Origin of the sequence: Microbacterium lacus, from assembly GCF_039531105.1 — a bacterium.
GTDB lineage: Bacteria > Actinomycetota > Actinomycetes > Actinomycetales > Microbacteriaceae > Microbacterium > Microbacterium lacus.
In genome coordinates, this window is the sequence record NZ_BAAAPK010000001.1 from 1,295,653 (window position 1) to 1,313,826 (window position 18,174).

General features: G+C 68.5%; 13 protein-coding genes. 11 read left to right on the forward strand and 2 right to left on the reverse strand.

The window, feature by feature from the left end; translation table 11 throughout:
• Window positions 1–204: 204 nt before the first annotated feature.
• Complete coding sequence (locus ABD197_RS06035) at window positions 205–1,173, reverse strand: FKBP-type peptidyl-prolyl cis-trans isomerase (RefSeq protein WP_344052613.1); 969 nt, start codon at window positions 1,171–1,173, stop codon at window positions 205–207.
• Window positions 1,174–1,184: 11 nt separating this feature from the next.
• Window positions 1,185–2,597 (reverse strand): M23 family metallopeptidase, encoded by a 1,413-nt coding sequence (locus ABD197_RS06040; protein WP_344052615.1) that lies wholly within the window; start codon window positions 2,595–2,597, stop codon window positions 1,185–1,187.
• A 582-nt stretch (window positions 2,598–3,179) separates the two neighbouring features.
• On the opposite strand from ABD197_RS06040, the gene ABD197_RS06045 reads away from it, so the two are divergent.
• From ABD197_RS06045 to ABD197_RS06095, 11 genes are all read left to right on the forward strand, one after another.
• A complete protein-coding gene (locus ABD197_RS06045; RefSeq protein WP_344052617.1) occupies window positions 3,180–3,671 on the forward strand; it encodes a hypothetical protein in 492 nt (163 codons plus the stop codon).
• Window positions 3,672–3,723: 52 nt separating this feature from the next.
• Window positions 3,724–4,476, forward strand: a complete 753-nt coding sequence (locus ABD197_RS06050) for a lytic transglycosylase domain-containing protein (protein WP_344052619.1) — start codon at window positions 3,724–3,726, stop codon at window positions 4,474–4,476.
• The gene (locus ABD197_RS06055; RefSeq protein WP_344052621.1) at window positions 4,473–6,218 is read left to right on the forward strand and encodes a protein kinase domain-containing protein; all 1,746 of its coding nucleotides are present in this window, start codon (window positions 4,473–4,475) and stop codon (window positions 6,216–6,218) included. The genes ABD197_RS06050 and ABD197_RS06055 overlap by 4 nt, the downstream gene beginning before the upstream one ends.
• A gap of 148 nt (window positions 6,219–6,366) precedes the next feature.
• Window positions 6,367–7,503, forward strand: coding sequence for a phosphate ABC transporter permease subunit PstC (gene pstC / locus ABD197_RS06060; protein WP_344052623.1), 1,137 nt, complete (start codon window positions 6,367–6,369; stop codon window positions 7,501–7,503).
• A complete protein-coding gene (pstA, locus tag ABD197_RS06065) occupies window positions 7,500–8,777 on the forward strand; it encodes a phosphate ABC transporter permease PstA (protein ID WP_344052625.1) in 1,278 nt (425 codons plus the stop codon). Before pstC ends, pstA begins: the two co-directional genes overlap by 4 nt.
• The gene (gene pstS / locus ABD197_RS06070) at window positions 8,774–10,375 is read left to right on the forward strand and encodes a phosphate ABC transporter substrate-binding protein PstS (RefSeq protein WP_344052627.1); all 1,602 of its coding nucleotides are present in this window, start codon (window positions 8,774–8,776) and stop codon (window positions 10,373–10,375) included. The genes pstA and pstS overlap by 4 nt, the downstream gene beginning before the upstream one ends.
• A complete protein-coding gene (locus tag ABD197_RS06075; protein ID WP_344052629.1) occupies window positions 10,372–13,014 on the forward strand; it encodes a hypothetical protein in 2,643 nt (880 codons plus the stop codon). The genes pstS and ABD197_RS06075 overlap by 4 nt, the downstream gene beginning before the upstream one ends.
• Window positions 13,015–13,212: 198 nt before the next feature.
• Window positions 13,213–14,334, forward strand: a complete 1,122-nt coding sequence (locus ABD197_RS06080) for a hypothetical protein (RefSeq protein ID WP_344052630.1) — start codon at window positions 13,213–13,215, stop codon at window positions 14,332–14,334.
• 52 nt (window positions 14,335–14,386) lie between these two features.
• Complete coding sequence (locus ABD197_RS06085; RefSeq protein WP_344052632.1) at window positions 14,387–16,015, forward strand: hypothetical protein; 1,629 nt, start codon at window positions 14,387–14,389, stop codon at window positions 16,013–16,015.
• Between the two features lie 197 nt (window positions 16,016–16,212).
• Window positions 16,213–17,307, forward strand: a complete 1,095-nt coding sequence (locus ABD197_RS06090) for a hypothetical protein (protein WP_344052634.1) — start codon at window positions 16,213–16,215, stop codon at window positions 17,305–17,307.
• A gap of 215 nt (window positions 17,308–17,522) precedes the next feature.
• Window positions 17,523–18,095 carry a hypothetical protein gene (locus tag ABD197_RS06095; protein WP_344052637.1) on the forward strand — a complete coding sequence of 191 codons (573 nt, stop codon included), beginning with the start codon at window positions 17,523–17,525 and terminating at the stop codon, window positions 18,093–18,095.
• Window positions 18,096–18,174: the final 79 nt, after the last annotated feature.

Below are 18,174 nucleotides of genomic sequence, written 5' to 3' on the forward strand. Positions count from 1 at the left end.
GTGGGTGCTCGCAAGCCCGAAAGTTCGCGCTACTGTCCGACCGACTGCTTATGAGCAACACGAAATACCCCGCCTGGCTCCGGAACGCACTCGTCCGCGCTCCCAAGTGCCGGTGGAACGAAGCGGAATTGCACCCGTGTTACACGACGGCGGCCGCGCTCGCGATGCCCGGGTGAGCGCACGCTCTCAGCGCCACGGCTCGTGTCAACGCGGCGGCGCGCTCGCCAGGAGGTCGACGACGAAGACGAGGGTCTCGCCCGTCAGGTCTGTGTCGTTGATTGCTCCTTCGCCGTACGCGGACGCCGGCGGGATCACGACGAGGACTTGGGAACCGATGGTCTGGCCCTCCAGCGCGGGACGGTAGCCCTCGATCACGTCCGTGGTCGTGAGGGTGGCGGGCGCACCTTTGCTCCAGCTGGCGTCGAAGACCTTCCCGTTCGACCAGCGGACGCCGGAGTACTGGAGCAACACCGTGTCACCTGCGGCCACGAGCGGGCCGTCGCCCTTCTTCAGCACGGCCAGCTCGACCTCGGCCGGAGGTTCGGCGTTGGGCACCGTGATCGTCGGCACGCCGCCCTCGCTGAGCGTCACCGTCGGCATCCCGTCGGGCACAGCCTGAGGCGCCCCGGTGGCGATCGCCGGACTCGCACTGCGAACATCGAGGACCCAGACGGTGGGACCGCCCTGATCCGTTTCCGGCATGACTGCAACCACGCGTGATCCCACGCGCGCGCAACCGAGGATGGGTCCGATGGTCGCGGCCGCGAGAGGGAGTTGCGGCGGACCGGTGTATCCCTCCTGGCTGATGAGTCCGCCGCTGGTTGCGTCGTAGACCGTCAGTGCGTAGTCGACGATGTCGGTCCCCGTGACTTCCCGGCCATCTCCCTCGACGAGGACGGTGCGCTCTGTCGAGGTCACGGCCAGAGGGCTGGCGAAGGTCGCGGAGGCGCTGGTGCCGATCTCGCCTGTCGCTTCCACCGCGTCGGAGGCCACGCCCGGAGCGGCGGCTGCTGCGCACATGTCGACCGTCTCCGCGACCTCAAGCTGGTCGGAGGGGACGGTCGCGGTGCACGAGGTCGCCGTGACCAGGATCACGGCGACGACGGACAGCGTGGCCATGCGGCGAGACAGCACGGAGACCTCCGGAAGGGTGAGGAGCGAGAAGCGAGTCATGAAGGCCCGGGTCAGCCGACGGAATAGAGCACAGTGCCGGCGTTACGAAGAGTCACGGCTTCGAAGGGGCCCGTGGCGAGCACTCCGTACAGGTACCGAGTCCAGACCCCGTTGGTGACCCGGGAGACTCCCACAGCGTGCGGCTCCGCGCTGATCGCGATCGGCCAACCGCCGCCGGCGTAGACGGCGGCGACAGAGCCGGAGGCCGGAAGTCCGGTGCGCTGAGATTGCCATACCCCGTCCACCACGGTGATGCGGTGAACTTCGCCGCCGATGACCGTCATGGCCTCCGGCGTGCCGGTCTCGCCGAGGACAGCGTCGACGCGGTCGCCCGCTCTGAGGCCGGTGTCGGTGACATCCCAGAGGGCGCCCTGGGCGGGGTGCAGGTAGTAGAGGTATCCGGACTGCTGCAGCATGGCGTGCACCGTTCCGTCCGGCATTCGGACGGCGCTCACCGTGCCGGAGAAGAAGTGACCTGTCCAGGTTTTGGTCCACCCGGCGGCGTCGCCGGTGATGTGGAACAGGCGCCCGCCTTCGACGGCGAACAGCTCGGCGAAGCCGGTGCCGGAGTCCACCGCCGAGATGCTCGTCGCGTCGAGGGGGAGGTGCGTGTCGACGTCGGTCCAGGTGCCGGCGACGACGGCCATCTGATGCAGCGTGCCTCCGGCGCTCGCCATGATCTGCGCCGAGTCGCCACCCATGTCCACGGCGCTGTAGACGGATGAGCTCACAGGCAGGCCGGTCGATACGGTGACGTAGCCGCCATCGGGCCTCGTCCGGATCTCCTGAAGGAACGGCCCGGTGGGTGGTGTCGACGCGGTCCCCACGCCGGGCTCCGGCGCCGTCGTCGCTGCGCCGAGAAACGCGAGCGGGTCGACATTCACGCCGTCCTTGGTCACTTCGAAGTGCAGGTGGCGCGGAACCGCGTTCAGGTCGCCGCGCTGGCTCCCACCCATGTATCCGATGAGCTGCCCCGCCTCTACGTGTTCGCCTTCGGCGACCAGCGGGGGTTCGGCGAGATGGGCGTAGCGTGTGGCGTATCCCTCGGCGTGGGCGATCTCGATCTGGTTGCCGTATCCGTGACGGTCGCGACGCGACGTTCCCCACGTCCCCCCGATGACGGTTCCGGCCGCCACGGCGAAGATGGGTTGCCGTTCGGCGCCCTGCGCGTCGATGCCGAGGTGAAGACGGGTGACCCCTCGGGAGTCGGTCTCCCGCGGGTCGAGGTAGCGGGTCCCGGGCTGACCGTTGTAGATCCACGGATTGGTCGGAAAGTAGCGGGCGAACGACGTGGGTGCCGTCGGGGTGGCGGTGTACGAGGACGTATCGCTGAGCTGGGTCGGAACGGCCGGGCTGGACGGTGACGGCGGGGTGCTCGGCGTGGTGGCGGGGAGCGGGGTCGTCGGCACGGTGGTACCGGGCACCGGATCCTCCGTGGGGGCCGTCGACGCGGAAGGCGTGGGGAGAGGTGAGGGATCCACGGCGACAGGTGTCGGCGTTGAGGTCTCGATCGGCGCCGGATCGGTGGGCGCCGGTGTCGGAGCCACGGCGGCTCCCGTGGCGCTGAGGACGACGGCCGCGGCGACGACCAGGATCAGCGCACGCCGAGGGGTGGTCTTTCCAGGGCGAGGCAGCACCCGATCACGGTGAAGGCACAAAGTGTCCTATCGGTGACGATCCGACGTGCAACAGATGTCGTCCAAGGGTGAACCTCGCGCCAGGCCGTGGGTGGCAGGAGGGGTGGGGGAGGTGGCATGCCGTCGAGCGGCTGCGACACCGATCGGTAACCCGAGCGACACGCGTTGCTCGACCGTCTCGACATCGGCGTTCATCGGGGCTGTCCATCCTCGGCGCTGGACGTCCCCGTTCACACCCGAGCAGTCCGCACGGTGGCGGCTCCTGCCTCCGTGCCCGTTCGCATCGAACGACGTCACGCGCCGGTTCTCACGCATCGGAAGAATGGAACAACGTTGGCGTTCAGCGCGTCCCCCGAGTCTCACGCCCGTGTGCGTTTCACCGAGTTCCTGTCTCCGGATGACCCGATGCTCCTGGCGTGGGCGCGCTTCCGGGGTGCGCTCGCGATGGGGCCCACCCGGGTGCCGGCGCCGTTGAGACCCGCCCGCGCCGCTGACCCCGTCTCGGGCCTGTGGCGCCTCCTCGCCACCAACAATCGGGAGCTCGGTCGGAGCTTCTTGCTATATCGGCGGATCGAGTCTGCGCAAGCGCACGTCACGCAGCTGCAATCCGATCCGGATGCGCTCACGATCGAACACGTGCCGGGCCCGACGAGTGGGTCCCGCGGCTGGGTCGTGCTCGCCTCCGGTTCTCCGGTCATGACGTGCAGCCGGTGGTACGGCTCGCTCTCGACCGGGGCGGTCGCCGCTGCGGGCGCGCTCGCCGCGCTGCGCACAGCGGTGATCACGGACGTGCCCGACCGCAGCGACTCCTCCGGGAGGTTCCGACGTCGTACTGCCCTGGATGCAAATGCCGCTCCGTGATCATCCGGCAGAAGCGGCGCCGCGATCCGCGGGGCACTGGAGCGGCGCGCTGGTGATCGGACTTCTCGTCCCGCTCGCCGGGCTGGGTGCCGTCCTCGCGGTCGGGGCGACGAGCCCTCCGGACGCCGCGGCGTTCATTGCAGCGGATGCGGCTCCCGCCGTCTCGCAGCTCGTCTCGGTCTCCGGCGGGCAGACGGGCACGGGGAAGGCGCAGCGCCCCGCCGAGCCGCAGCCGGCGACGGTCGGTCGGGTCGATGCCGCGTGGGCGGAGCGCGTCGCGTCCACGACAGGCATCCCGCAACGGGCTCTGGACGCGTACGCTTCGGCCGAACTCGCACTCGCCGCCGAGGACCCTGGGTGCGGTGTTCGCTGGAACACGCTGGCCGCGATCGGCTGGATCGAGTCGGGCCATGGCACGCATGGCGGGTCGGCGCTCGATGTGGACGGCATCGCTCGGCCGGCGATCTTCGGCATCCCTCTGACAGGGCAATCCAGTGCGCGCATCACCGACACGGACGCGGGACGCTGGGACGGCACGGCAGAGATCGATCGCGCGGTCGGGCCGCTGCAGTTCATCCCCGCAACGTGGGAGACCTGGGGTGCGGACGGCAACGGCGACGGCATCCGCGACCCGCAGCAGATCGATGATGCCGCGCTCGCCGCGGCGCGCTACCTCTGCCACGATTCCGTGCTGACGGACCCGGCCGGCTGGCGTCAGGCGGTCTTCTCCTATAACCACCTGGATTCGTATGTGGATGCCGTCGCGGGCGTCGCCACAGACTACGCAGCCCGCGCGGACCCATGACGGCGCGAGATCGCCTCATCGGCGATCGCTACCGGCTCGGCGAGCTTCTGGGCACGGGGGGATCCGCGTCGGTGTTCGCCGCCCGGGACGAGGCGTCCGGTGAGGATGTCGCGCTCAAGGTGCTTCATCCGCATCTGTCGACTCGCCCCGCTGCACGTGATGCGTTTCTTGCTGAGGCGGCACGAGCGCAGCGGCTCCTGCATCCGAACATCGTCGGTGTCCGGGGGGTCGGAGTAGAGGACCGTGGTGATGATCCGGTGGCGTGGATCGCGATGGACCGGGCGCAGGGAGTGACCCTGGCCGAACTCGTGGCAGCCCGAGGCGCGCTGTCCGCCGAGGAAGCGACCCCGATGCTGGAGGTGGTGCTGCGGGCGTTGGAGCACGCGCACGAGTCGGGGCTGGTCCACCGCGATGTGTCGCCCGCCAACATCATGCTCGACACTGACGCACGCGGATGCATCGCGCCGAGCAGCATCCGGCTCCTCGACTTCGGACTTGCGGATGCCGCCGGCGCGGCCGTGGTCGGCACCGACGATCTGCTCAACATGCACGCGACCGGTCGCGCCGGAGTGCTGGGCAACGTGGGCTACATGTCTCCGGAACACGTGCGCGGGGAAGCCGTCGACGCGCGCGGGGACATCTACCAGGCCGGCGCGGTCCTGTACTTCGCGCTCACCGGACGGGCGCCGTTCGTCCGAGAGACGATCGATCTGACGATGCGGGCCCACCTGGCCGCGCCGCCGCCCGTGCCCTCGGTGACGGATCGCCGCATTCCGCGTCACCTCGACCGCATCGTCGTGCGGGCGTTGTTGAAGAATCCTGAGGACCGTTTCGCGACGGCCTCGGACATGCGGCGGGCACTCACCAAGCGCCATAACGCGCCGGTCGAGAATGCCGGGGCCGCGGCGGCGACAGCCACGATGCCGCCGCCTGCCGCTCCGTCGCGGGCAGAGGTGACGCGCGTCTTGGCGACCGCGCCGCCGATTCGGCGAACGGACGGCGGCGGGTCATCGGCGTTGACGGCTGCGGCGCCTACCGCGGCACCTCGCGGGCGTTCTCGCGCCGCGCTGTGGTTCGTTGCGACGGCCTCGGCGCTGATCGTGGCGACGATCGTCGCAGTCGCGGTGACCGGCACACCCACCGCATCCGGAGGCGCGCCACCCCAAGCGGTGTCCAGCCCAGAGCCGGCCGCCAGCGCGCCCACCGTCATCGCCGCGTCACCCGCAGAGCCCATTCCGCCGCAAGATCTCCGGCGCGAGGTACCCGACCTGATGCGTCAGTCTCGTGCAGAGGCAGAACTGGCCTTGCGGACAGAGGGATTCGCGGTGGGGGAGATCCGTCGTGTCGAGTCCGCTCTCCCGGCGGAGACCGTCCTGGAGACATCCCCCGTCGCCGGGACGCTCATCGATCCTGGCGCAGCGGTCGTCCTGGTGGTGGCGTCCGGGTCGCACACGATCCCCGACGTGGCGGGACAGGGACGCGACGCGGCCGCCGCGCTGCTGCAGGCTGCGGGGTTCGCGCCGTCATTCGCTTATCGGGATGCTCCGTCGGAGACACTCCCGGGAACGATCCTCGGCACGTCCCCCTCCGCCGGAACCCTGCATGCCATCGGAACGGTGATCACCGTCTTCGAAGCGGTGCCACGGACTCCGACGGCGTCGCCGAGTCCCACTCCAGACGCCCCGACACCCACCACCACCCCGACACCGGGCGCCGCGGGAAGAGCAGGTGCCGCTCCGTGAGGCGCTCGACAGTCGTCCTTCGCCCGGCGGATGCCGCGCGTTCATCTTCCCCGCGCACCGTGGCGGAGGCTGTGAATCCCGACCCCGGCCACCCCGCCCATACCCGAAGGACACCGATGGCCGTATCGTCGCGCGGCGAGGAGTCGGCATGAATCCGCAGCCGCCCCTGCCCGCGGACACGGTCGATGACCGGGCAGAGCTCACGACCGATCCTGCTCCGGGTACTGCCACCGCCGTGATCCCGAGCCCCTCCGATCACACGACCGTCATCCCGGGCGGATCGAGTCCCGCGCGCGCGACCACCTCCCGCCCGCGCAGCCTCGCGTCACTTCCGACATTCGCGGACACCGTCTTTCGGCGGGTCGCTTTCTCGGCGGGAGGGGTGACCGTGGCGATCATGCTGGCGGTCGGGCTCTTCCTGGCGCTTCGCGCGGGGCAGGCCATCCTGCCTCCTGATGGTGCGGGGTTGAGCTTCCTCACGACGCAGGCATGGTCGCCCGAGACCGGCGACTTCGGGATCGCCGCGGTGCTGTTCGGCACGATCACGATCGCGATCATTGCGATGTCTGTGTCCGTGCCGCTTGCGCTCGGGACCTCTCTTCTGATCTCGGAAGTGCTGCGCGGACGCCTGAAGCAATGGGCGATCACTCTGGTGGATCTCATGGCCGCGGTCCCCAGCGTGGTGTACGGGCTGTGGGGCGTCTTCTTCCTGCAGGAGGCGATCATCCCCGTCTCTCGCTGGATCTCCACGTATTTCGCGTGGATCCCGGTCTTCGCCGTCACCGACGCGGACGGCGAGGCATTGACTGACGCGTCAGCCTTCACATCGTCCGCGTTCATCGCTGGGATCGTCGTGGCTCTCATGGTCGTCCCGACCCAGACCTCGATCATGCGGGAGGCGTTCATGCAGGCCCCCCAAGGTGAACGCGAGGCGGCATTCGCGCTCGGCTCCACACGGTGGGGCATGATCACCGCCGTCGTTCTGCCCTTCGGGCGAGGCGGAATCATCGGTGGCACGATGCTCGGGCTGGGCCGGGCGCTCGGTGAGACCATCGCGGTGTACATGATCATTTCGCCGATCTTCTTCATCAACTGGCAGGTGCTGAAGACCGGCGGCAACTCGGTTTCAGCACTGATCGCTCTGCGCTACGGAGAGGCGAGCGAGTTCGCGTTGTCCGCCCTCATGGCGGCAGGCCTGGTGCTGTTCCTCATCACGCTCGTCGTGAACTTCTCCGCCTCATCGATCGTTGCCCGGTCGCGCTCGGGCGCGCAGAGCGAGGCATGATGACGATCACTCTCGAACCGAACACCACCGGCACATCCGTCGCCGCACCCCCGGACGATGCGACGCCGAATGCCAGGGTCGCAGAGCGCGCGGGGCGCACCGTCATCCCGCGCCGCGACGACATCGAGGTCGGCGAGCGACGCAATGTGCGCGCCGCGCGCCTGGACGACCGCTTCGCCATCCTCGGTGCTGCCGCGGGCGCGCTCGCCGTCGCCGGGCTGCTCTTCGGCTGGATCGCACCGCTGAGCGGAGTGATCGGTTTCGTGGTCGTGGCATTCCTGACTTTCGTCGCGCTGTACGCGCTGCTGGTCAGCATCACCTCCGACCTGCGCGAGGTGATCGACCGGGTGATGACGGTCGTGCTGATCAGCGCCGGCGTGATCCTGATGTCCGCACTGCTGTTCGTGGTGATCTTCACGATGCTGCGCGGCTGGCAGGCGCTGACCAACGTCAACTTCTTCTTCCAGGACATGGAGTTCGCCGGGCCTCTCGATGGGCTGGATGTCGGCGGTGTGGCTCACGCGATCATGGGCACGCTGATCCAGATCAGCATCGCACTCGCCATCTCCATCCCGCTGGGGATCGTCACGGCACTCTTCCTCAACGAGATCGGCGGCCGCTTCGCGCGCTTTGTGCGGACGATCGTGGACGCGATGACTGCTCTGCCGTCGATCGTGGCGGGCTTGTTCATCTATTCCGCCTTCATCCTGCTCTTCACCCACCAGCGGTCGGGGTTCGCGGCTGCACTCGCGATCACCGTGATGATGCTGCCCATCATCATCCGCGCCTCGGACGTGGTGCTCCGACTGGTCGCGGGCAATTTGCGTGAAGCCTCCTACGCCCTCGGCGCTTCGCGGTGGCGCACGGTCTGGCATGTCGTGCTACCCACGGCGCGCTCGGGGCTGGTCACCGCAATCATCCTCGGAACCGCCCGCGGCATCGGCGAAACCTCTCCCGTCCTGCTCACCTCCGGCATCACGAACGTCATGAACCTCAACCCGTTCGAAGGCCCGATGATCTCACTGCCCCTGCAGGTGTTCGACTTCGTCCGCTCGCCGGAACCGAACATCATCGCGCGTGGTTTCGGCACCGCGGCCGTGCTCATGCTTCTCGTTCTCACGCTCTTCGCGATCGCGCGGGTCCTGGGCGGGAGAGGAGCGGGCGAGTTGTCGCCGCGGCAGCGACGCGCGGCGCTCGCCCGCTCCGCGCGGGACATCGCCCGGATCGAGAACTCCCACCCGGCATCCGCCCCCGTCTCGAAGGACCCGCAATGACCCCGACCTCCCGCGGACGCGCCAGGCTGATCGCTGCGCTCGGCGTGCTACTGATCAGTATCGGTGTCGCCCTGCCCGCTCACGCCGCGTCCTACGAAGTGATCACCGGGACCGGCTCGACCTGGTCGCAGAACGCACTGGATCAGTGGCGGCGCAACGTCGCGTCGAACTACGGCATGACCGTGAACTACTCCGGTGTCGGGTCGTCGGCCGGCCGCCGCGACTTCATCCAGGGCAGCGTCGACTACGCGGTCAGCGAGATCCCGTTCCAGTCGCGACCGGAGGATGGCTCCGCTCCGGAGGTTCCGCCGCGTGGCTACGCCTACATGCCGATCGTCGCGGGCGGTACGGCATTCATGTATCACCTGACCATTGGGGGCAAACGGGTGACGAACCTGCGGCTCTCCGGCGCGGTCATCACGCGCATCTTCACCGGGGCGATCACGAATTGGAACGACCCCGCCATTCAATCCGACAACCCGGGGCTCGCCATGCCAGATAAGGCGATCGTGCCCGTCGTCCGATCCGACGGTTCCGGCTCGTCCGCGCAGTTCACCCTGTGGATGTCGAAGCAGCACGGCGACGCCTGGACGGCGGGGATGCGCTCGCAGTTCCCCACGCCGGCAAACGGCAAGGCGCAGAGCGGATCATCCGGTGTTGCCGGTTACGTCAGTCAGGGGTATGGGGAAGGCGCCATCACCTACGTCGAATACTCCTACGCCCTGGAGGCGGGCTTTCCGGTCGCGAAGGTGCTGAACGCGGCGGACTACTACGTCGAACCGACCGCGGATTCGGTCGCCGTCGCCCTTCTGCAGGCCCAGATCAACAACGACCCGTCCTCGCCGGACTACCTCACGCAGATCCTCGACGGCGTCTACAACAACGCCGATCCGCGCACGTACCCGCTTTCGAGCTACTCGTACATGATCGTTCCCACCGAGGTCGGCGGGGTCTTCACCACCGCGAAGGGGAACACGCTGAGCACGTTCGCGAGCTACATGCTGTGCGAAGGGCAGCAGCAGGCGCGCGACCTGGGGTACTCGCCGCTGCCGATGAACCTCGTGCTGGCCGGATTCGATCAGATCAAGCGCATTCCCGGCAACACCGCCAGCACCGACCCGAATACGTGCAACAATCCCACGTTCAAGCCGGGGGACTCGCCCAGCAACAACCAGCTCGCTCTCACGGCCGCCCAGCCGGCCGACTGCGACAAGCGCGGGCCCAACCAGTGCACGACGGGAACAGCCGGCGCCCCGCAGGAGACGCCCGTCACCGGGACGGGGTCCGGTGGCGCGGCGACGACCGGCGCTGCCGCGGCGTCCGGTGGGGGAGCGGCAGCCGCCGGCGCCGCGGCGACCGGCACCGGTTCCGCGGCCGCCGTCTACGACTCCGAGGGCAACCTCATCTCCGGTGACGGCGCGGTGGCCGGCGTGGCGACGGCCCTGCCCTTCACGTTGGCCTCGAACGGCTGGGGGTGGCAGCAGTCGGTCATGCTCGGCGCGGTGATCCTCCTCGCCGCCGTGATCGCCATTCCGCCCGTGCTGTCGCCCCGGTTGCGGCGCTCGCCGAAGTCCGGCCGATCGGATGCCGCGCGATGAGCGGACGACACCGCAGGCCCCACGCGACCTGGCCATCGGTCTGGGTGCGGGTGGCCTCGACCGGGCTCGTCGTGGGCCTCGTCACGGCGGTGCTCGCGGGCGGGGCGAGCGCCGTGCTCACCACCGACCCGGCTGCCGCTGCGACCGGCGACGAGCTGACATCGAGTGCCGTGACACTCACGACCAAAGACGATGCGCTCGTGGCGGAGGGTTCGCCGTTCCCCGATCTCGCCGTGACCGTGTCGCAGACCAAGGACCTCGTCTCGCAGGGAATCGTCGTCAGCTGGACGGGGGGCAAGCCCTCCGAACGACCGGCCGGCACCGTCGGCGGTACGAACTTCCTTCAGATCGCGCAGTGCTGGGGAGAAGACCCCACGCACCCCGGCCACCCGGACCGGCGAACGTGTCAGTACGGCGGCACGCTCGGCGCGGGATCGTATCGGGACGGCACGACCGAGGCGTCGGATGTCGCCGAGCAGGACTTGCCGTACACGCACATCAGCGAGAGCTTCTTCTCCCCGACCTACACCGGCATCCCCTTCGTCGCTGTCAATTCCGCGGGCATCGTCGATGAGGAAGATGCTCCCGCCGACCGGGTCCTGACCAACCTGACCACCAACGCCGAGGGCAAGGTCGTGCAGAAGACCGGCGCCGATTACGTGGATCTGAACACCAACCAGTTCTTCACCGCCTACACGACCAATGAGGTCAAATGGGCGGGGGCCGGTGCGGACGGATCGGGCTCGGTGCCGTTCGAAGTGCAGACCAACATGCAATCGACCGCGCTGGGCTGCGGTGCGCCGATCGAGGAGACCGACGGCTCCGTGGTCGGCAGGTCGTGCTGGCTCGTGATCATCCCGCGCGGGCAGGGCGATTCGGGCTCGAGCGAGATCAATCGGTCCGGTCTGTGGTGGGATGCATGGGAGCACCACGTCGCCGTCAAGCTCGAGTTCAAGCCGCTCGGAGTCCGCTGTCAGATCGGCGCCGCCGAACGGCAGCTTGCCGGCAGCGAGCTGATCGCGGGCGCCATCGCCGCCTGGCAGCCCGAACTCTGCCAGGGTGAGAAGGGTTCGCCCTTCGTCTTGAGCGAGGGCAACGAAGCGGATGCTGTCGCTCGGGCGGCGGGCACGGCGCCGAGCCCGCTCGCCTTCACCTCGCGTCCGCTGGATGTCGAGCGGATCGGCGGGGCGAAGGATCCCGTCGTGTACGCGCCGGTGGCGCTGTCCGGAGTCGCGATCTCCTTCTCGATCGACCGGCAGCCGCATCCGATCGATGCGTCTCCGGAGGAACGCGCCCGCGCCGGCTTGCCGATGACGGAAGTCAATCTGACCCCCCGCCTGGTGGCCAAGCTGCTCACCTCGTCCTACGTCGACTCGCTGCCCGACGGCGCCAGCAAAGCCCATATCGGCTACAAGAGCTTCTCCGAGCCGGGCAAGAACCCGCGGACGATCGTGCAGGACAAGGAGTTCCAGGCGATCAACGACCCGGAGTGGTCGAAGCAGATCATCGTGGGAGCGTCCGTGGCGGACGTCCTCGCGCCGTCCGGACGTTCTGACATCGCCACCCGGCTGTGGGAGTACGTCATCTCGGATCCCGCCGCATTGGCGTGGTTGGACGGCGCGCCGGACGAGAACGGGATGATCGTCAATCCCTGGTACTCGACGAATCCCGAGGTGAACCCCACCGGGGTGGGTCTCGCCCTTCCGTTGGACAACTTCCCCAAGGCCGATCCCGCGGAGAAGGCGGACACCACCGTGTCCGACCCCGCGAACGGCACCGGTCCGATCAACCTCGTCACCTGGCGGCCCTATACGCAGAGCTTCGCCGACGGCGGTTACCACGTCCTCCGCGGCGACGGAAACATTCTCGGAGCCTGGGACCGTTTCGCCGTGCCCGCGAAATTCGGCAAGTCCGTGCGTGAGCTGTTCGGCAGCCAGAAGGTCTTCGCGCTCACGACGACGCCAGCTGCCGCTCTCTATCAGACCGTGGTCGCCTCGTTGCGGAATCCGGCGGGCCAATACGTCCCGCCGACCCGTGAGTCTCTCGCGGCCTCCGCAGCGGCGATGACGGCCACGCCTTCGAACGCCCAGGTGGCGCAGTACGACTTCAGCAGTCCCTCGGTCCGGGCCGCAACCACGTCCTATCCGCTCGCGATGCCCGTCTACGCCGCGCTCAATCCCAAGCAGAGCGATGCGACGCTGCGTGCGGTTTACGCGAACCTGATCCGCTACGCCGCCGTCGATGGGCAGGAACCGGGCACGGATGTGGGCCAGCTGCCGCCCGGATACGCTCCACTTCCCGCCGCGTGGGTGACTCAGGCGCGAGCGGCTGCGAACGAGATCGAACGTGGTGGGTCGACGGGAACCGTGCCGCCGGCATCCGCAGCTGCTCCGACCTCCGGTTCACGGCCCTCTGCCGCTGCCGGCGCCCCCGCCTCTGCCGCGCCCGCACAAGCGGGCGCGGCGGCCGCTGCCGAACCCGTGGTGACCGGAGAGGTTGCGGGAGCACTGGCTGGATCTGCCACGCCCGACGATCCGGACGTCGGTCCCCTGGGCGGCGCGATCCCGCTCGGAGTGGCGGTCGGCTTCCTGGCTGCCGTTGCCGTGCTCGCGGTGTCCCGCGTACGCCGTCGCACCTGATCCGGCCGCAAACGTCGTGGACAGCGGTTCTTTGCTCGAACTGCGTCGAGTGTTCACCTGGCACCCGAAACCTGGGAATCGGGTCAGAACCGACCCTGAATCACCTCAGATCCTGGTGGTCCCCCTGCGGTGCCGCCAAGCCGGCCGCTTTCCCGAGATGCCGGTTCCAGATCACCACCCCTCCAGAAAAGGAAAGCTGTGAACAAGAAGAAGTTCATCGCCGCCGGGGCCGCCCTCGGCCTGGCAGCCACACTGATGGCCACCGTGCCGGCCGCCAATGCCGAGCCCGTCGCGAACGGACCGGTGATCGTCGGTTCGGACACCCTGCAGGACGTCATGAACGCTCTCACGAACGGCACGAACGTGACGGGATCGCCGGTCCGCTCGACGGCGGGTTCGTCCGCGGTCGCGTCTTTCGACGCGACCGGTTCCGTGACGATCCAGACGAAGTCGGGTGGCGCGCACTTCGGCCGCCCTAACGGTTCAGGCGACGGGGTGAAGGCGTTGAGTCGGTCGATCGATGGGCAGCCGTACACCTCGGCGACTCCCGGCTCGCCGGCGAACGTCAACATCGCCGGACAGGTGGACGTCGCCCGTTCCTCTTCCGGGGCCACGGTCAATGCCAATGGTGCGCTGCTCTACGTGCCGTTCGGGCGCGACGCCCTCTCTTACGCCCACTCGGGTGGATCGAATGCGGCCTTCGACAACATCGACCAGGCGACGCTCAAGGGCATCTTCGAGTGCACCGTCACCCAGGTCGGCGGCGTGACGGTCACGCCCGTGATCCCGCAGGCCGGTTCCGGCACCCGCAAGGACTTCCTCGCGAAGATCGGTGCGACCGAGTCGAGCATGCTCGAGGTCTCCGAGGGCGGCTGCGTCGTCGTCGGTCAGGAGCACGACACGAACAGCATCGCCGGTGGAGCCGCCTTCCCGGCCAACGCCGTCACCCCGATGTCGGCTGCCCAGTGGGTTGCGCAGAACACGGGCGCCGGAGTGGATCGCCGCGGATCGGGTGTCAAGATCGGATCCCCCCTCGCCGGCGTATCGCCGGTCAGCGGCACCGGCACCGCGATGGTCCCCAACGCGGCCTACTACTCCAACAGCACGTGGGGACGCGACACCTACGTGATCGTCGAGAACGCCCGCGTCACCGCCGGTGACGCGAAGTACGACGCCAAGCTCGCTGAACTCGTCAGCAACGCCACGAGCAAGCTCGGCAACACCGCCAGCGTCCTGCCGTCTCAGGCCGGCTCGGTGAAGAAGAAGTTCGGCTTCCTCGCGCCGTCGACCACGACCCCGTTCCGTGCCAACCTCGGCTGATCCGCCGACCACCCTTCGCGAAACAGACTCAGAAACGAAACGGACAACTCACATGAAAATCAGCTTGAAGTGGCGCGCGGCTCTCGCCGGTGCCATCGCGATCGCCCTCGTCGGCGGTGGCGCCGCCGCGGCCAATGCCGCCGACGGTGACATCCTCAACCCCCAGTCCAACGGATCCGCCGGGTCCTTCTACATCTGGGACGGCAACACCGGCGAGTTCGCAGACGGCGACCCTGCTCGCTCGTATGCGCGCAATGAAGGCCTGATCATCGCGGGCAGCAAGACGGACGTCCTCGCGGAGATCCCGGTTCCGGCGGCGGCCGTCGCCGGCGGGTACGACCAGGTCTACCGCTTCGTCGCCCGCTCGAACGAGCTCTCCGGGGGCACGAACACGTGGCGCGGGTACTCGTCGACGTTCGTCGCCGGGCCGAACGGCGGCCTCCTGACGGATGACTTCCAGCTCGACTCGAAGCTGCAGGGCAACAACGGCGGCGTCGACACGGTCTTCACGGAAGGCGGTGACTGGTACGTCGGTCTCGCCTTCACGAAGAACAACGGTGTCACCCCGATCGTGTCGATCTACCGCACGATCCACGTCGATGCCGCGACCGATCGTTGGACGGTCGACCCGGTCGAGACCGCGGCGCCGGTCGCGGCGCCGGTCGTCACCACGCAGCCCACGAGCGTCGCCGTCACTGCGGGAGCGGACGCGGTCTTCACCGCCGCCGCTTCCGGAGACCCGACGGTTCAGTGGCAGTCCTCGACGGACGGCACGAGCTGGTCGAACGTCTCCGGAGCGACCAACGCGACGCTCACCGTCGCGTCGGTCACGGTCGCCCAGTCGCTCACGAAGTTCCGGGCCGTCTTCACCAACGCCAGCGGCTCGGTCACGACGAACGAGGTCCAGCTGACCGTGACTGCCCCCGTCACCGAGCCCACCGATGCCACCGACGCCGGGACCAAGCAGACCCTCGCCGCGCCCGTCGACGGTGTCGTGACGCTGACCGGTGTGCCGGCCGGCACCTACACCGCGTACGCGTGGTCGACTCCCGTGAACCTCGGCTCGGTCGTGGTCCCGGCCTCGGGCATCGCGACGATCACTGTTCCGTCTGCCCTGCAGGACGGCAACGCCCACACGATCGCACTGCTGCAGGCCGACAACACCGTTGTCGCCTGGGGCAACGTGGTCGTGCCCGCACCGGAGTTCGCGCTCGAGACCGAGACGCCGCTGACGGCTGAGGTCACGGTCTCGGGCAAGTTCGCCCTCGAGGGTGTCCGGACGGCGCCGCTTCCGCTCGGAACGGCCAAGCGAGGCGCGACGACCGCTCCGGTGGCCCTCGGCGCGTTCACGGTGACCGACGACCGCAACGACCTGAAGGGCTGGACGCTCAACGCGACCGTCGCGGACTTCACGAACGCGGCAGGCGAGACAATCCCGGGCAGCGCCTTGGGCCTCGCTGCGAAGAAGGTCGGGGACGCGGTCGACGGTGTGACCACGCGATCGGCAGCCAAGGTCGCCGGTGACGAGTGGGCCTCGACGCTGGTCGCCGAGGGAGCAGCCGGCTCCACCACGCTGGAGGACGGCACCCAGTTCGACGCCGACCTCACCTTCAAGGCGCCCAAGACCGCCAAGAAGGGCACCTATACCTCGACGCTCACCCTGACCCTCGCCTCGAAGTAGACCTCGAGCGAGGGCCTCGAGCCCGAGCGAACCTCACAACTGAACAGCCCCGGTGCGGGAGGTCGTTACGACCTCCCGCACCGATGCGTTTCAGCGGAACGTGCGGGGGAGGGTCGGTCACTCGTAGAGCGTGCGGCGTTCACGGACCATTCACGTGCGGAGCCCGGTTCCGTTGCCCGTGCGTGCGCAAATGGGACGTGCATTCTTCCCCGACGACTCCGCGCGCGCTCCGGGCTGTCCGTCTCGGACTTGTAGCCCTCCTGGCACTCCTCGTTCTCGTTCCGATCGCGAGCCCCACCGCCGCTCATGCCGAGGACACCGTGGGCATCTCGGCGCAGCCGGCCGACGCAGCCGGGCGTCCTGACGGTAGGACGAGCTTTCGCTATCAGATCGATCCCGGTCAGCGGGTGGACGACTACTTTCTCGTCTCCAACACCGGCACTGCGGACCAGGCGTTCACCGTGGTTGCGACCGACGCGTTCAACGATGGTGAGGGCGACTATGCGCTCCTGGCGACCGGCGAGTCTCCCGAGCAGATCGGCACGTGGGTCACGTTCGAGAACGGAGCGAATCGCATCGAGTTCACACTCGGACCCGGTCAGAGTCGAGTACTGCCGTTCACGATGCAGGTTCCTGCCGATGCGACTCCGGGTGACCATGTCGGCGGCGTGCTCGCATCCGTGATCACCCCGGGCGAGGAGGTGAACCTCGACCGCCGGGTCGCCTCTCGACTGTATGCCCGCGTCGCCGGCGATCTTCAACCGCGGCTCGCCATCAGCGGAATCGACGGGTCATACAACGGCGACTGGTGGAACCTCCTGAGCGGGACGACGACGGTGCATTACACCGTCAGCAATCCGGGCAATGTCGCGCTGTCGGCGAACGCGTCGGGCGAGGTGCGCACGTGGTTCGGAATCCCCGTTGACTCGGCGTCGGGCGGGTCGATCGCCGAACTGCTGCCCGGCAACTCGGCGACCTACGAGATCGCGGTCAGCGGCGTCGCCCAGCTCGGCTACCTGAATGCGGAGGTGGTACTGCACCCGTTCGTCGACAGCCCGGATGCCGCCGCGCAGCTTCCCGTGTCGCCCGTGTCACGGGACACGCCATTGGTCGCCGTCCCTTGGCTCCTGTTGATCGTGTTCTTGCTCCTCGGCGCTGTATTCGGATTCCGCGCCTGGCGTCGGCGTGCGGACCAGAAGCGCGCCGAGGCATGGATGGAGTACACGGAGGCCGAGGCGAAGCGAAAGGCTGAAGCCGACCTCGTCGGTGCAGGCACGAGGTCGAGCGAGTGACTCCGCATCGCATGGCGCGGTGTCTGCAGGCGAGTTTGATTCTGGGTGCAGTCGCTGCTCTCCTTGCCCTTTCCGCCTGGGCGGGCCCGATCCCCGGAGCGCACGCGAGCTCGGACGACAGCGAGATCGACGGTGGGCTTTCGGTCGAGGTGGCCGATGACACGGCAACACCGACACCGGCGCCGTCCACAAAGCCACCCCGGACGGGCTCGGCCGTGCCGCCGCGCACCCCATCGTCTGCCACGGGCTCGTCCGCGTCATCGGTCGCCACCCAGGCCACGATCCCCGACGCCGCCACCGCCGACGACGCGGTGACGGACGACCCCGTGGTCGTGGACGGCGTTCTCACGATGAGCGGACTCTCGACATCGGTGTCTCCATGGATCGATGTCGGCAACGGGTCGGTGACGGTGAGTTTCGTCGTTCGCAACATCTCGCCGAGTCCGTTCGACTCCACGGCCGTCTTCTGGGTCGACAACGCTTTCGGTGGGTTCATCGCGAAGACGGGAGACATCGCGGTTGATGACCTTCAACCCGACGAGACCCGTCGGGTTCAGGCGGTGTTCACGGATCTCGGCCAACACATCGTGCTGAACGTGAACGCCGTTCTGACTCCGCCCGAGGAGGTGTCGGGCACCGAAGTCGCGCCGATTGGGCGCGACGTGACGCTCTTCGTCCCTCCGCTGTTCAGCATCGCGGTCATCACCGGCATCGCGGCGCTCAGCCGGGTGGGCTGGTGGGCGTACGGTCGCTATCGGTGGGGTCTTCCGGTCGTGGTGTCGGCATGACGCTGACCGAGGACATCCCCGGTGCGTCTACGGACATTCCGGACGCACCGAAGCACCCGAAGCCGCCGCGACCGCCGCG